Here is a 14,604-nt window from a genome sequence, read left to right on the forward strand (position 1 = left end):
GGGATTTACTGGTGTATCCTCAATGGACAATTTATAATGATTCGGATTACAAAAACTAATAACTAAATATAAAGAGTTACCGGTATCGCCAACATTACATAAGGGCTCACATGTCCAAACGTTTACCTCCACTTAATGCGTTGCGGGTTTTTGATGCCGCAGCGCGCCATTTAAGTTTTACTAAGGCGGCTGAAGAGTTATTTGTGACGCAGGCCGCAGTTAGCCACCAGATGAAAAGTCTGGAGGATTTTCTTGGATTGAAGTTGTTTCGTCGTCGCAATCGATCACTATTGTTGACTGAAGAAGGTCAAAGCTACTATCTGGACATTAAAGAGATATTCACGGCGATAAATGAAGCAACACGTAAACTTCAAGCTCGAAGTGCCAAAGGAGCTTTGACGGTTAGCCTTTCACCTAGCTTTGCTATCCAGTGGTTGGTTCCAAGGTTGTCCAGCTTTAATTTAGCTTATCCCGGCATTGATGTCAGAATACAGGCGGTAGACAGAGAAGAAGATAAGCTTGCTGATGATGTTGATGTTGCCATATTTTATGGTCGTGGAAATTGGCCGGGGTTACGCACTGATCGTCTTTACGCAGAATATTTGCTTCCCGTTTGTTCTCCTTCGTTATTGACTGGAGAAAATCCTTTGAAGACCCCCGCAGATTTGGCGCGTCATACGTTGTTACACGATTCTTCTCGTCGTGACTGGCAAGCGTATGTACGCCAGCTTGATATGCAGCAGCAGATAAATGTTCAGCAAGGACCGATATTTAGCCATAGTGCAATGGTGATCCAAGCCGCTGTTCATGGGCAAGGTATTGCACTGGCAAATAATGTCATGGCTCGGACTGAAATTGATGCGGGGCGCTTAGTTTGCCCATTTAATGATGTGTTAGTGAGTAAGAATGCATTTTACCTTGTTTGTCATGACAATCAGGCTGAATTGGGGAAAATTGCCGCATTCAGACAATGGGTTTTGGCACAGGCAGCCAGTGAGCAGGAGAAATTGGGCTTTATTACCAATGAGTAAGAGCGGAATAAGGCATTCGAGCTGTAAGAGCTCTCAGATAGAAGAAAAAGGAAGATAACAGTGAATAGTCGCTTAATGCTTATCTTTGCTGGCTTCAGTGGGTTTTTCTATGTGGCGTTTGGTGCTGTAGGGTCACATTTATTATCTCCGATGATGGAAAAATATCAGATAAGTTGGATTGATCTCGGTCTGCAATATCAGGGGATTCACACTCTGGCAATGATGGCGATGTCTGCCATGCTAATGCGTAAAGTTGTGCTCTGGTTTTACTGGAGTGGCGTTTTTTTTGCAGTAGGTATTTTGTTGTTTAGTGGCAGTCTCTATTGTATGGCTTTATTGCAGGTTAAATTTTTCGCTTATATTACGCCAGTTGGAGGATTTAGCTTTCTTATCGGCTGGTTTTTAGTATTAATTGGCGCTTTGCGTCTAAGGAAATCGGCGCTTCGCCATGAATAAAATTGCTTTATATTGCCGCCCTGGTTTTGAAAAAGAGTGTGCAGCAGAAATCACTGATAAGGCGGGTCAAAAAGAGATTTACGGTTTTGCCCGGGTGAAAGACAACAGTGGTTATGTCCTGTTTGAGTGTTATCAATATGAAGATGCCGATCGGCTGATTCGTGAGATCCCATTTCGGGAGCTGATTTTTGCCCGCCAGATGCTGGTCGTGGGTGAATTATTGCGAGATTTACCTCCTGAAGATCGGATAAGCCCGATTGTCGGTATGCTGCATGGTGTCATTGAGCGTGCAGGTGAATTACGGGTTGAGGTGCCTGATACTAATGAAAGTAAAGAGTTATTAAAATTCTGTCGAAAATTTACTGTTCCGCTGCGTAATGCTATGCGTCAGGAAAAGATCTTGCAGATTCGGGAAAACGTTAATCGCCCGGTGATACACGTTTTCTTTATCGCTCCGGGTTGCTGTTATGTTGGTTATTCTTACAGTAACAATAATTCGCCATTTTATATGGGTATTCCTCGGTTGAAATTTCCTTCGGATGCACCAAGTCGTTCAACATTAAAACTGGAAGAAGCCTTTCATGTTTTTATCCCACATGACGAATGGGAAGAGCGGTTGGCTAGCGGTTTGTATGCGGTTGATTTAGGTGCATGCCCTGGTGGTTGGACTTACCAACTGGTGAAACGTAGTATGATGGTTCATGCGGTAGATAATGGCACGATGTCGAAAAGTTTGATGGATACGGGGCAAGTTAAACATCACAAAGTTGATGGTTTTAAGTTTGAGCCTTCGACAAAAAACATTTATTGGCTGGTATGCGACATGGTGGAAAAACCAGCAAAAGTGACGCAGTTAATGGCAGATTGGTTAGTTAATGGCTGGTGCCGGGAAGCTATTTTTAATCTTAAATTACCCATGAAAAAGCGTTATGAAGAAGTTGCTCATAATTTGCATAAAATGAACTTGCAATTAAAAGAGGGGGGTATAAATGCACAAATTCAGGCAAAACACCTTTATCATGACAGGGAAGAAATAACGGTTCATGTTCGTCGTATTTGGTCTGCTTATGCAGCTAGCCGGAATGATTACTGATTCACTATTGTTCATCATCATTCTGGAATAACTCATAAAATAAGATTTCCTAAATCGCCTCAGCTATATCCTGAGGCGTTTTTTTTCAGTATTGAATAGCATTATTGCATTTTATCTCTTATTACCGTGCGAAGTAAAATGAGTGTATTAGAATGATTTAATTAATTTTTTAGCTAAGAAAGTATTACATAATACTCTATGTGTGTGGTGATTATGATTTAATGTAACAATGAATATTGTATGATTTATGTCGTAAAATTGTTGATTTTTTTACTTCATTTAAGGTAAATATAAAAATAAATATATTATTATAAGCGTTTAATTAAACGTGAAATTAATGTGAAATAATTCAATAAATTAAGATTATAAAATGGAAAATAATGCAATAGATTATTTTTTAATTGGTTTTATTAATGTTTTAAATATGGGGTTTAATTGTAATGTTAAATATAAATAATGTTTATTTGATATATACCCGTCATCTTTCAAGCTGCCTCTTTGTTGGCTGTACTCACTCACCCCGGTCACATAGTTATCTATGCTCCCGGGGATTCGTTCCCTTGCCGTCGCGATGCAACTTGAAATCCATAGGGTATAGATTTAAATTGCTGTTTTATATTTAATATATTTATGAATTAACCAGCTATGTTGATATTATTATTTTATATTCAAAAACCAAAAATATAATTTAATTATATTATGATGGAGTGCTTTATAATAAATGAAATATTAACTACTCTGTGATATATGTTTTTTATTTATTTAATCAAGTTGTTATTAATTTATTGATTCGTTAATTTATTAATAATATATAGGTGTTTACTGATTTAGGGCCTTTTCATATGAGTCATATCGTTCAATATTGCAGTCAAAGGTGGTCGATTATTCTGATTTTGTCTATTTATATAACGGCTTGGGATAATCTCAGATTAAAATTATTAATAATAATGTTATAAATTTTTTAAAGTTTACTTCATAGATAGTTAGATAAATAGATAATTAATTCGTAAGAAAATACCGCTAAGAAATTAGCGGTATTTTTTTCGCCTTAAAGAGTTATGTTATATAAAACAATCGTTTATTTGTTTTATGTTATTTTTATCACGTTTATATTAAAAAAATATGTTAATTGCTTTTTACATAATTAACTTTAGTGTTACGTTTATGTGAAAGGGATTTTAGTTGTTAATTTGTATGACCAAGGGCGGTCTGTTGTTTTCAGGTTTTATTGACTTGTATTTAATTAAATAAAAAGAATTTTACATCTAAGTCCTGAATTTATGGAGAAATATATGTCTTTAAAGAAGAAAATTTCATACTCGGAAGACGTTAGCGGTTCAGAAAAAGCAAATGAGTTGCTGAAATGGTTACAGGCTTATATACCAGGTAAAGATTCTAATATTGTCGTTGAGCATGAGCCTAGTAAAGATGCTGCTAAAGAATTAATCCGGGGTGATTATCGTTGGGGGCATCAGGACGACGATAAATCTAACGCTTTCCAATTAAAGTATACTTTCCTGGAGAGTAAGCCGGATAATATGCCGTGGCATATTTCTGAATTTTCAGCATTTAATGAAGAACAAAAAGCGGCTGCAAAACTGTCAATACAATCTTGGGCTGATGTTGCTAATATTAATTTCGTTGAAACCACTGATGTCAAAGAGGCAAATATCACCTTTGGATTCTTTGATGTTAGCTTGACGGGGAGCTATGCGTTTGCTTATCTGCCAACCCCCGAGAAGACACAGATAGGAACTTGGTATAACGCGAAAAGCCGTACTTTCTTAAACAACGATATCGACGTGAATGGTTATGGCCGTCAGACGTTTACGCATGAAATTGGCCATACTCTAGGGTTGCAACATCCGGCTGATTATAATGCGTCTGATAAGGTCAGCCCGTCTTATAAGAACAGCGCTACTTATTTTGAAGATAGCCGTGCTTATACCATCATGAGTTATTTTGGTGAGAAAAATACGGGTCAGGACTTTAAAGGTATTTATTCTTCTGCACCCTTACTCAACGATATTTCTGCCATTCAGGCGGTATACGGCGCGAATAGTACCATCCGTGCTGATGACACAGTATATGGTTTTAATTCCAACACAGATCGTGACTTCTATACCGCAAAAGATGAGAACAGCAAACTGTTGTTCACCGCTTGGGATACAGGGGGTAATGATACGTTTGATTTCTCTGGTTTTACTCAGGATCAACGTATCAATCTGAATGAAGCTTCTTTCTCTGATGTCGGTGGGCTGAAAGGAAACGTCTCTATTGCCCGTGGTGTCACGATTGAAAATGCGATTGGTGGCAGTGGTAATGACGTTTTAATCGGGAATGATGCCGCCAATACTCTGAAAGGTGGCGCGGGTGATGACATCATTTACGGTGGCTTGGGAGCAGATAATCTTTGGGGTGGGGAAGGCAAAGATACCTTTGTCTACCTGAGTGCCAAGGAATCACCTCCTCTTGAGCGTGATTGGATCCATGACTTTGTTTCCGGTGAAGACAAGATTGATGTATCACTGTTTGATCTGGGTGACGCCGGGAAGGGTGGCGTTAAATTTGTAAGGGAATTCACGGGGGAAGTCGGAGAAGCTGTGCTTCGTTATAACACGGTTGATAAGGTGAATGATTTCGCCATTAATTTGGGCGGTAAATTTTCCTACGATGATTTTTGGGTGAAGATTGTTGGAGAACCCATATTAGAGTCTGATTTCATCCTTTCGTAACACAACAACACAACCGCATCTGACTTAGATGCGGTTATTTGTTTGGAGGCGGCATGGTTTTTGCAGCTTGGTATCTGAAATTTGCATTCTTTGTTGCTCTGACATTCAGCATTAGCGGAGGAAGTATGGCTGGTAGTCTTGATCTCCCACACGCGAGTGAATTGAAAGGCGTGTGGCAATTGTCGGATAAACATCAACAATGCGATGTGTTATTGACTGACCATCCCTTACCAGAGGGATCAATTTGGTCACTTAATGGTAATAACGATTGTTTAGCGTATATGTTTGGCGAAGTGCCTGCCGGTTGGCGGCCAACTCCAGATGGACTCACAATTACTGATGAACAGGGGAGTGGTTTGGCTTTTTTTGCTCATGAGCCAGATGGTTGGTTTGCCCGCTTTGCCGATGGTCGGGAATTAATGATAAAGCCCAATAAGACTAATAAGAAAAATGAATAAGAAAGGAAACATTAACATCAGATAGTTATATTTTTAAAAAAATAAAAATAAGGAAATAGTGTGAAACTACTGCTCCCGAAGGATGAAATTACTGATGTCATTCGTGCTCGTAGCCGGGTATTCTGGGCTATCGGGTTGTTCACTGCTTTTATTAACTTGCTGATGTTAGTTCCGTCTGTTTATATGTTGCAGGTTTATGACAGAGTATTGCCGTCGGGCAATGAAATCACTTTGCTGATGTTGACTCTGATTACCCTCGGCATGTTTGCCATGATGGGAATGCTGGAATATATCCGTAGCATGATTGTTATCCGTATTGGCAGCCAGCTTGATATGAAGCTGAATAACCGGGTTTATACCGCATCTTATGAATCGAATCTGAAAAATGGCACTACTGATGCTGGTCAGATGCTCAATGACTTGGCCAATATCCGCCAGTTTTTGACGGGTAACGCCTTGTTTGCCTTTTTTGATGCCCCTTGGTTTCCAATCTATCTGCTCGTTATTTTTCTTTTTAACCCCTGGCTTGGTCTGTTGTCACTGGGCGGTGCACTGGTATTGATTGCCTTGGCTGTATTGAATCAGTGGTTATCAAGTCAGCCGTTATCCGAAGCCAGTAAACTCTCTCTACGTTCAGCAAGTCTTGCTAGCACTAATTTACGTAATGCCGAAGTCATAGAGGCGTTAGGTATGTTGCCGGTGCTACGTCGGAGATGGTTTGGATTACATGAGCGTTTCCTGGATTTCCAGCGCATTGCTAGTGAGCGGGCTTCAGTGATTAATTCAGTCACTAAAACAGTGCGTTTGGCTTTGCAGTCACTGATCCTTGGATTAGGGGGCTGGTTAGCGATTGGTGGGCATATTACGCCGGGTATGATGATTGCGGCTTCAATTTTGATGGGACGTGCACTTTCACCGATTGAGCAACTGATTCAAGCCTGGAAAGGCTGGAGTGGTGCTCGTTTGTCATGGCAACGGTTAACCAACCTGTTGGAACAACAACCGGAACGTAAACCGGGAATGTCATTGCCGGCGCCAAAAGGAAGTTTAGCCGTGGATAAAGTTTCCGCAGCGCCGCCGGGAAGAAACAGTAAGGTTGTTTTACAGGATATTAGCTTTTCGTTGGATGCCGGTGATGTGATGGGATTAATTGGTCCCAGTGCGTCTGGGAAATCGACTCTTGCCCGGTTACTGGTTGGAATATGGCCGGCACAGGAAGGCGTTGTTCGTCTGGATAATGCAGATATTTATCAGTGGAATAAAGATGAACTGGGCTCCTCAATCGGTTATTTACCGCAAGATATTGAGTTGTTTGGTGGCACTATTGCTGAAAATATTGCTCGTTTTAATGAAGTGGAGCCAGAAAAGGTGGTACAGGCGGCAAGGAAAGCGGGCGTTCATGAGCTGATATTAGCACTTGATAAGGGCTATGACACCGTGATTGGTGCTGGCGGAGTTGGATTATCTGGTGGGCAGAAACAGCGAATTGGCCTTGCTCGTGCATTATATGACGAGCCGTCATTGGTCGTGTTGGATGAGCCTAATTCTAGCTTGGATGAGGCAGGGGAAAGAGCATTGAATGAGGCGATTTTTCAGTTAAAAGCACAAGGAAAGACAGTGATTGTGATTACTCACCGCACCTCATTGCTATCACAGACAAACAAAATATTGCTACTGGTTCAGGGGAAAATGAAGATGTTCGGTTCATCTCAACAGGTGATGGCCGCTTTATCACAAAGGAATAATAGTCAGGAACATTCTGCGACTAAGGCAGTCCCACAGGCATCATAGGTAAATGTGCATTTAATGATAATAATATCAAATAGCTGAGACGGAGATTTCTGTCCGGGAGTGGATATGTCTGATCAGATTACGCCGGTAAGAGATGAAAAAGGATTGTTGCCTTTGGAAGAAAGGCATTTTTTACGACTAGGATGGTTAGTGATTGGTGTGGGGATACTGGGATTTCTCATTTGGGCCGCGTTAGCACCGTTGGATAAAGGGGTTGCATCTTCAGGTGTGGTGGTTGTGGATGGTAATCGTAAAACAGTTCAGGCCCCGGCAAGCGGTATCATCAGCCAGATTAAGGTTGTTGAAGGAGAAACAATAAAAGCGGGTCAGACACTCGTCCAGCTCAGTCAGGTGCAGGCAAAGGCACAGGTCGATGCACTTCAAGATCAACTGTATACCACGCTGGCAACGGAAGCCCGTTTATTAGCCGAACAGCATGGTGATGAAGCGTTAATTTTCCCCGACATATTACAGCAATTACAATCTGAACCACGGGTGAATGAGATTATCGAACTGCAAAAACAACTTTTTGTATCACGCCGTGAAGTACTGAGAAGCGACTTGGCAGGGCTTGAGCAATCTGTCGAAGGAATAGATTTCCAAATTAAAGGGCTGAAATCTTCTTTTCTCAGTAAACGCATGCAGCAGGCGGCGCTTAAAGAGCAAATAACTAATCTGAAATCTTTAGCGGATGAGGGCTATTTTCCGCGTAATCGTTATCTGGAACTTCTGCGTGAGCAGGCTGAACTCAACAGCAGCATAGCGGAAATGGAAGGACGAGCGGGTCAGCTTGAAAAGCAATTACAGGAAACACAGCAGCGTATTATTCAGCGCAAAGCAGACTATCAGCGGGAAGTGCGCACACAATTAGCAGAGGTGCAGGTCTCTGCCAGTGAATATAGAAATAAGCTAGATACAGCCCAGTTTGAACTGACTCATACTTCAATTGTTGCGCCGGTTGACGGCACGGTGGTGGGATTAAATATTTTTACCCAAGGTGGGGTTGTTGCTCCTGGCGAAAAACTAATGGAAATTCTGCCGGACCAGATGGCGTTTGAAGTGGAAACTCGTGTTGCGGTTAATTTGGCAGATAAGATTAGTAAAGGGTTGAATGTGGATCTGATGTTCACCGCTTTTAACCAGAATCGGACGCCAAAAGTTGAAGGAAAAGTTGCCGTGATTTCCGCAGATAGGTTGGTCGATCCAGCAACCAGTCAACCTTATTATCAGATGAGAGTGGTTGTCTCTCCTGAGGGAATGGAAAAACTGAAAGGGTTGGATATCAGGCCAGGGATGCCGGTTGAGGTCTTTGTCAAAACGGGTTCCCGCTCTCTGTTAAGTTATCTGTTTAAGCCATTGTTGGATCGGGCTTCAACATCGTTGATAGAGGAGTGATGATGAAACTGAATAATGCTTCTTTATCAAGTGGTTTGCTGATTTTTTTCTGTGTCGGCTTGTTCTCTTTTCCTGCATGGGCATTGAGTTTGACTGAAGCCTATGCGCTGGCGTTAGAAAATGATCCTACTTTTCTTGCCGCAGCGAAAGAGCGGGAAGGCGGTGAAGAGTATGAAAAGCTCGGCAGAGCTGACTTGTTACCTAAAGTAATAATGTCTTACCAAAATTCACCGCGGAATTGGCAACATATGGAGTCTGTTGGGTATGACTTCTGGGGTAGGAAGACAACTAGCAGTCGGGATCGCCAATATAGCAGTTATAACGCGGCTGTTGTGTTGACTCAGCCGTTGATCGATTTTGAAATATGGGCTCGTTATAAAGCCAGTCAAGCTCACACCTTGATGAGTAATGAGCGTTTTCGGGCAGATTTTCAGCAATTGGCTGTTCGGGTCGTGAATGCTTACGTAGATGTGGCTTATGCACAGGATCAGATTGATTTAGTCATACGGCAGAAAATGGCTTATGAAAAACAACTGGAACTGAATAAAAAGTTGTTTATTTCTGGTGAAGGGACACGTACTGATGTGGTGGAAACACAATCTCGTTACAGTCAGGCGATTGCTGATGAGATAGCAGCTAAAGACGATTTGGATGCGGCAATCCGAAGTTTACAGCTCATTGTGGGTGTCTCTCTCCCTGTTGATTTACCGGTGCAACGGTTGTCAAATAAAAAACGATTCCAGATATTGAAGTTGTTACCTGAACGTTATGAGGCGTGGGAAGAATTGGCATTAGCCAACAATCCGGTCCTGGCCGCTTCGCGTCAGGAGGTGAAAGCCGCGTACCATGAAGTACAGCGTAATCGGGCAGGCTATTTACCTAAGCTGGAGTTTTATGCTTCCCATTCTGAAAACGAATCCAGCAGCGATAATACCGTAGATCAAAAATATCGAACCGATACCATTGGCTTACGGATGAGCATGAATATCTATAATGGTGGTGCTACGTCTGCCTCTGTACGTCAGGCGGCGGCCAACTATGGCAAGACTAAATATGATCTTGATGCTCAGGCTGGAGAAGTCCTCAATGCATTACGCCGCAATTATAATCAGTACTTAAATAGTGAAAAACGGATTAGTGCTTATGAAATGGCGGTTGAATCAGCTAGCTTACAGGTAGATGCGACCAGTAAAAGTGTTGCGCTTGGGCAGCGGGTTAATGTGGATGTCTTGAATGCTGAACAGCAGTTATATACTGCTCGACGCGATCTCTCACAAGCAAAATATAATTATATTAAGGCTTGGATCGGCCTGCTTAGTGAGGCCGGAGAATTAAAAGGCGAACATCTGGATAAGATAGCGAAGTATTTTCGTTAGGTTGCTGTTGTCAGTCGGAGTTGTTGCAGATTACCATTTAAAGCCAGATCGGTACGTAATGATGCAACTTCCCGGCTGATAAACGCCATTTCTTGATTTGATTCTAGTTTATTGCGCCATTTATCGGGTTGTTGGTCGAGGTTCTGGAACAGATTATCCAGTGTACCGGCCTGTTGCAGTAAAGTGGCAGCGGTTTTCGGCCCGATCCCCTGAATCCCCGGAATTTTACTGCTACTTATCCCCGCCAGCCCCCAATAATCAGGCAGTTGTTCTGGTAAAACGCCAAACTCTTGTTGAACAAATGGCATATCCAACCAGCGTTTCTGGAAGTAGTCACGGATACGGATATTGGGTGAAAGTAATTGGCAATAACCTTTATCAGTAGAAACAATCGTCACGTTGTGACCAGCGGAAGTCACTTTTACGGCTAGTGTTGCTGCCAGATCATCAGCTTCATGCCCTTTGGCATGCCAGCAGGTGACCCCTTGTTGTTCAAATGATGCTCTGATTTGTGGCATTTCTTGTTGCAGATTGTCAGGCATGGGCGAACGGCCGGCTTTGTAGTCAGGTAATATCTGGTGACGCCAACTGTGACTGCGATTCTCTTCATCGAATACTGCAACGGCATGCGTGGGATGAGTATGTTGGATAAGTTGCCGTAGCGCATGTTCACAAGCAGGAATGCATGGACTACCCTGTACAGCATGAATGCGTCGGATAAGGTTAAGAGCGTCAACAATGAGAAGGTGTATCATATGGGATCACTTTAAATAGCATAATGCTCCATCCGTGGAGCGCAGGTATTTTTTCAGGTAATTTTATTTGATGATTTCGTAGCAAGGTTCGTAGGCAGTACCTCCCGGTAGTTTCATTCGGTACTGTTCCACAAAGTCTTTCAGTAGCTTATCCATATGGCGCATTATCCTAGCATCACCGTGGATTTTGAATGGACCCTGTTTTTCAATCGCTTGAATACCTACCTCTTTTACATTGCCTGCAACAATTCCAGAAAAAGCCCGGCGTAGTGATGCTGCCAGTTTTTCAGGGGGTTGATCAGGATAGAGATTAAGATCCGCCATGTTTTCATGAGATGGTTCAAACGGCTGTTGCAAATCATAATTGATTTTCATTGACCAATTAAAACTATATGCATCACCGGTACTGTGGCGGCTATCTCTCACTAATGGCATCGCTTCTTTCATTATTCTGGCAACTTCAGGCGCATTATCAATGATAATGTGATAGTAGCGTCGTATATCTTCGCCCAATGTATGAACAATAAATTCGTCCAGAACCTGGAAATAGTTTTCACTCTCTTTCGGTCCGGTAAGAATCAATGGCAGTATTTGCTCCTGATTTTCTGGATTCATCAGAATACCTAGCAAATAAAGCAATTCTTCTGCTGTACCGACACCTCCTGGAAAAATAACGATACCATGAGCGATACGAACAAAAGCTTCCAGACGTTTTTCGATGTCTGGCATGATAATCAACTCGTTCACTAATGGATTTGGGGGTTCAGCCGCAATGATTGATGGCTCGGTAATACCAATAAAACGGCTATTTTTGTAATTCTGTTGGGCATGGCCGACAGCCGCACCTTTCATCGGTGCTTCCATTGCTCCGGGACCACAGCCGGTACAGATATTCAGTCCACGTAACCCAAGCTGATTACCGACTTTACGGCCATACTGATACTCTTGCTTACTAATTGAGTGGCCTCCCCAACAGACGATCATGTTGAGATCTTCATCGGTATGCAGTGCTCTGGCGTGGCGCAGAATAGAGAATATTCTGTTGGTGATATGCGCGCTATGCTCTGAATCGGAATAATCCTGTTGTTCTGGATCGGTAATCTGTGTATGAACAAACAAGATATCCCGCAGCACTGCGAACAGGTTAGCTTGTAGTGAATGAATAATTTTTCCATCAACGAATGCATCTTCTGGTGGATCCACCAGTTCCAGTTTTACTCCGCGCTCACGGCGCAATACGTTAATCTCAAAATCGGTGTATTTAGAGAGCAGCTCTTTGCTATTATCGGTTTGGCTACCTGAATTGAGCACGGCCAGTGAGCAATTACGGAACAGGCGATACAGATCACTTTTTGCGGTACTCTTTAGCATATCTACTTCAAGTTGAGATAATAAATCCATCGAGCCGAGTGGGTTGATATGTGTGATCAAGAATGACTCCTTGTATACCGTGTATGGATTACATATCAATATCACTAAACTGAATGTATTACATGCCCTATTTCAGCTTATTTTTCACGAATTGCGTTTAGGAAAGCAGATTTAGAACGGATTTATTGACGTGCCAATCTGCCTGTTTCTGGAACAAAGCCTTCACTATTTGTACGCCACGGATTGATATCTAATCCCCCACGACGGGTATAACGAGCGTAGACTGAGAGCTTTTCTGGTGCACATAATTGTTGTAAATCGCTGAAGATACGCTCGACACATTGCTCGTGAAACTCATTGTGATGCCGGAATGATATCAAGTAACGTAACAATGCTTCCCGATTGATTTTTAACCCTTTGTAGTGAATCTGGACAGATCCCCAGTCAGGTTGATGAGTGATCAGGCAATTAGATTTCAGCAGATGGCTAACCAAAACTTCTTCTACCAGCGGGCCTTGTGCTGCATCTTGCAGATAATGACGATTGAAATCATATTCAGTCACTTCAATGTCCTGATCGTCAATACATTCACCTGTAAAAGCGGAGATTGGCTGGTTATTGAAATGATCTAAGTGATAGAGTGACACTTCCACCTTGCCTTCAGCACAAGCAGCCAGATCGCGCTGTAGTGTTTCTTCGACGGCTTGCCAGTTTTCAAAACGAGTTTGGTTAAAGCTGTTCAGATAGAGCTTAAAACTTTTAGATTCAATCAGGTTTTTACTTATTGCATTTAAACTAACATGTCCGATAGCAACTTGTGGCAAACCGCGGCTATTCAGCCATGATAGTTCATACAGTGTCCAGATATCAGCGCCATGAAATGGCAAATTATCAGGGAAAATTTCCAGCGGTTCACGGTTCATATTACGGGGTACAGCTTGCAATAAGCTGGCATCATATTGGTCACGATATAAAGTGGTTTTACCCAGAGTAAGTTGCTCAAGAGCTTGGTGATCCCGATATAACGACATGTTATTCCTCAAAATCTGATAATAGTGGTTGCTTAAGTTTAGCAAGTTAGCGCGTTTGTCTGAATTTTATTTGTTCGCTCATTTTTGGTTTACTATAAAATTGCTAAGTACACCCTAACAGTTACTGGTTGAAAATAATATGATTTCTAATGTTACAGAAGCGTTGTCTAATTTTACCCGTTGTTATGTTGATTTGTGGCAGAAGGAAACCGGAACCCCTCCTGCAAGCCGTGAACTTTATGGTGTACCATCACCTTGTATTACCCAAACTGGTGACAACGAAGTTTATTGGCTTCCTCAGCCTTTTCCTTTAGAGGATAAGCTGAATAGCGTCGAAGTTGCACTGGATATACAATTGCAGCCAGCAATTCATGATTTTTATACATCACAATTGGCCGGTGATATGACGGTAACGTTTGAAGGTCAACGGCTTAGTTTGATTCAGGTTTGGAGTGAGGATGACTTTATCCGTTTACAGGAAAACTTGATAGGACATTTGGTGACACAGAAACGGCTGAAACTGTTGCCAACGGCGTTTATTGCGCCGATGGAATCAGATGATATGGGTATCATTTCTCTGTGTAATTTGACCGGTGAAGTGATCTTGGAACAGTTTGGCAGTCATAAACGAAAGCGCTTATTTACCGACTTAATTGGGTTTCTTGGCGCAATTGAACCTGCCTTTATGCGTTAGGCCCCGATTTTTAACGCTGCCTTTGTGAGATATCTCTTACACTTCATGTAAGAGATATCATTGTTTACTTTTGTAAGTTTCACATTAGTTTATTATTTTCATTTTATTTCAATAGTCTATAAATAATCACAGATTTTATTCTTTGCCCTGACTTACTAGTTCCATTATGTGTAGCTTGTTTCATCGAACGAATTAATTCATTCTGTCCTCAGCAGGAAAGGAATCATTGCGCACAATTTCTCAAGGACAGATGAGTGATGATGGTCAGGATGACAAATGCATAACAGGATCGTATGCAACATAAATAAAATGATGGGTAACGGATAACCAACTAGGGACAATTTGTCAAGGAGTGAGCAGGGAGCATATTATTAGCGGGACTGCTATAAAATCAACTTAAGGGGAGCGCTTGTGCGCT

The 14,604-nt window shown here is 41.9% G+C and carries 13 protein-coding genes; 9 read left to right on the forward strand and 4 right to left on the reverse strand.

Annotated elements, in window-relative coordinates; all coding sequences use genetic code 11:
• Positions 1-110 precede the first annotated feature (110 nt).
• Genes LGZ98_RS02410 through rlmM form a run of 3 tightly spaced genes read left to right on the forward strand, consistent with a single transcriptional unit; the run spans position 111 to position 2,580 of the window.
• On the forward strand, positions 111-1,031 hold the full coding sequence (locus LGZ98_RS02410; protein WP_112876495.1) for a transcriptional regulator GcvA: 921 nt from the start codon (positions 111-113) through the stop codon (positions 1,029-1,031).
• 60 nt (positions 1,032-1,091) lie between these two features.
• Entirely contained in the window at positions 1,092-1,487 is a 396-nt protein-coding gene (locus LGZ98_RS02415) for a DUF423 domain-containing protein (protein WP_112876496.1), read from the forward strand.
• Positions 1,480-2,580, forward strand: a complete 1,101-nt coding sequence (rlmM, locus tag LGZ98_RS02420; protein WP_113041575.1) for a 23S rRNA (cytidine(2498)-2'-O)-methyltransferase RlmM — start codon at positions 1,480-1,482, stop codon at positions 2,578-2,580. The genes LGZ98_RS02415 and rlmM overlap by 8 nt, the downstream gene beginning before the upstream one ends.
• A gap of 390 nt (positions 2,581-2,970) precedes the next feature.
• Here the strand turns inward: rlmM and LGZ98_RS02425 are convergent, their stop codons facing one another.
• Positions 2,971-3,108: a hypothetical protein gene (locus tag LGZ98_RS02425; protein WP_158536512.1), complete on the reverse strand. Its 138-nt coding sequence runs from the start codon at positions 3,106-3,108 to the stop codon at positions 2,971-2,973.
• 752 nt (positions 3,109-3,860) lie between these two features.
• On the opposite strand from LGZ98_RS02425, the gene prtA reads away from it, so the two are divergent.
• From prtA to LGZ98_RS02450, 5 genes are all read left to right on the forward strand, one after another.
• A complete protein-coding gene (gene prtA, locus LGZ98_RS02430; RefSeq protein WP_267483517.1) occupies positions 3,861-5,315 on the forward strand; it encodes a serralysin in 1,455 nt (484 codons plus the stop codon).
• Between the two features lie 53 nt (positions 5,316-5,368).
• Positions 5,369-5,773, forward strand: coding sequence for a protease inhibitor Inh/omp19 family protein (locus LGZ98_RS02435; protein ID WP_113041577.1), 405 nt, complete (start codon positions 5,369-5,371; stop codon positions 5,771-5,773).
• A 60-nt stretch (positions 5,774-5,833) separates the two neighbouring features.
• On the forward strand, positions 5,834-7,564 hold the full coding sequence (locus LGZ98_RS02440; RefSeq protein ID WP_113041578.1) for a type I secretion system permease/ATPase: 1,731 nt from the start codon (positions 5,834-5,836) through the stop codon (positions 7,562-7,564).
• A gap of 66 nt (positions 7,565-7,630) precedes the next feature.
• Complete coding sequence (locus tag LGZ98_RS02445; protein WP_191214784.1) at positions 7,631-8,959, forward strand: HlyD family type I secretion periplasmic adaptor subunit; 1,329 nt, start codon at positions 7,631-7,633, stop codon at positions 8,957-8,959.
• The gene (locus LGZ98_RS02450) at positions 8,959-10,335 is read left to right on the forward strand and encodes a TolC family outer membrane protein (protein WP_113041580.1); all 1,377 of its coding nucleotides are present in this window, start codon (positions 8,959-8,961) and stop codon (positions 10,333-10,335) included. Before LGZ98_RS02445 ends, LGZ98_RS02450 begins: the two co-directional genes overlap by 1 nt.
• Here LGZ98_RS02450 and xni read toward each other — a convergent pair.
• The 3 genes from xni to queF form a co-directional block, all read right to left on the reverse strand.
• Positions 10,332-11,090 carry a flap endonuclease Xni gene (xni, locus tag LGZ98_RS02455; RefSeq protein WP_113041581.1) on the reverse strand — a complete coding sequence of 253 codons (759 nt, stop codon included), beginning with the start codon at positions 11,088-11,090 and terminating at the stop codon, positions 10,332-10,334. The two genes, LGZ98_RS02450 and xni, sit on opposite strands and share 4 nt — an antisense overlap.
• Before the next feature lie 63 nt (positions 11,091-11,153).
• Positions 11,154-12,521, reverse strand: coding sequence for a nucleotide 5'-monophosphate nucleosidase PpnN (ppnN, locus tag LGZ98_RS02460; RefSeq protein ID WP_113041582.1), 1,368 nt, complete (start codon positions 12,519-12,521; stop codon positions 11,154-11,156).
• Between the two features lie 122 nt (positions 12,522-12,643).
• Positions 12,644-13,492, reverse strand: a complete 849-nt coding sequence (gene queF / locus LGZ98_RS02465; protein ID WP_113041583.1) for an NADPH-dependent 7-cyano-7-deazaguanine reductase QueF — start codon at positions 13,490-13,492, stop codon at positions 12,644-12,646.
• 139 nt (positions 13,493-13,631) lie between these two features.
• Here queF and syd point away from each other — a divergent pair, with 139 nt between their 5' ends.
• A complete protein-coding gene (gene syd / locus LGZ98_RS02470; RefSeq protein ID WP_113041584.1) occupies positions 13,632-14,186 on the forward strand; it encodes a SecY-interacting protein in 555 nt (184 codons plus the stop codon).
• Positions 14,187-14,604 lie beyond the last annotated feature (418 nt).

The sequence above is a fragment of the Photorhabdus kayaii genome (assembly GCF_025384895.1).
Taxonomy (GTDB): domain Bacteria; phylum Pseudomonadota; class Gammaproteobacteria; order Enterobacterales; family Enterobacteriaceae; genus Photorhabdus; species Photorhabdus kayaii.

Bases quoted from the DNA above. Each gene is read 5' to 3' on its own strand.
- syd (WP_113041584.1), top strand. From the start codon at position 13,632: ATGATTTCTAATGTTACAGAAGCGTTGTCTAATTTTACCCGTTGTTAT.
- prtA (WP_267483517.1), top strand. From the start codon at position 3,861: ATGGAGAAATATATGTCTTTAAAGAAGAAAATTTCATACTCGGAAGAC.
- queF (WP_113041583.1), bottom strand. From the start codon at position 13,492: ATGTCGTTATATCGGGATCACCAAGCTCTTGAGCAACTTACTCTGGGT.
- LGZ98_RS02450 (WP_113041580.1), top strand. From the start codon at position 8,959: ATGATGAAACTGAATAATGCTTCTTTATCAAGTGGTTTGCTGATTTTT.
- xni (WP_113041581.1), bottom strand. From the start codon at position 11,090: ATGATACACCTTCTCATTGTTGACGCTCTTAACCTTATCCGACGCATT.
- LGZ98_RS02410 (WP_112876495.1), top strand. From the start codon at position 111: ATGTCCAAACGTTTACCTCCACTTAATGCGTTGCGGGTTTTTGATGCC.
- LGZ98_RS02445 (WP_191214784.1), top strand. From the start codon at position 7,631: ATGTCTGATCAGATTACGCCGGTAAGAGATGAAAAAGGATTGTTGCCT.
- LGZ98_RS02435 (WP_113041577.1), top strand. From the start codon at position 5,369: ATGGTTTTTGCAGCTTGGTATCTGAAATTTGCATTCTTTGTTGCTCTG.
- rlmM (WP_113041575.1), top strand. From the start codon at position 1,480: ATGAATAAAATTGCTTTATATTGCCGCCCTGGTTTTGAAAAAGAGTGT.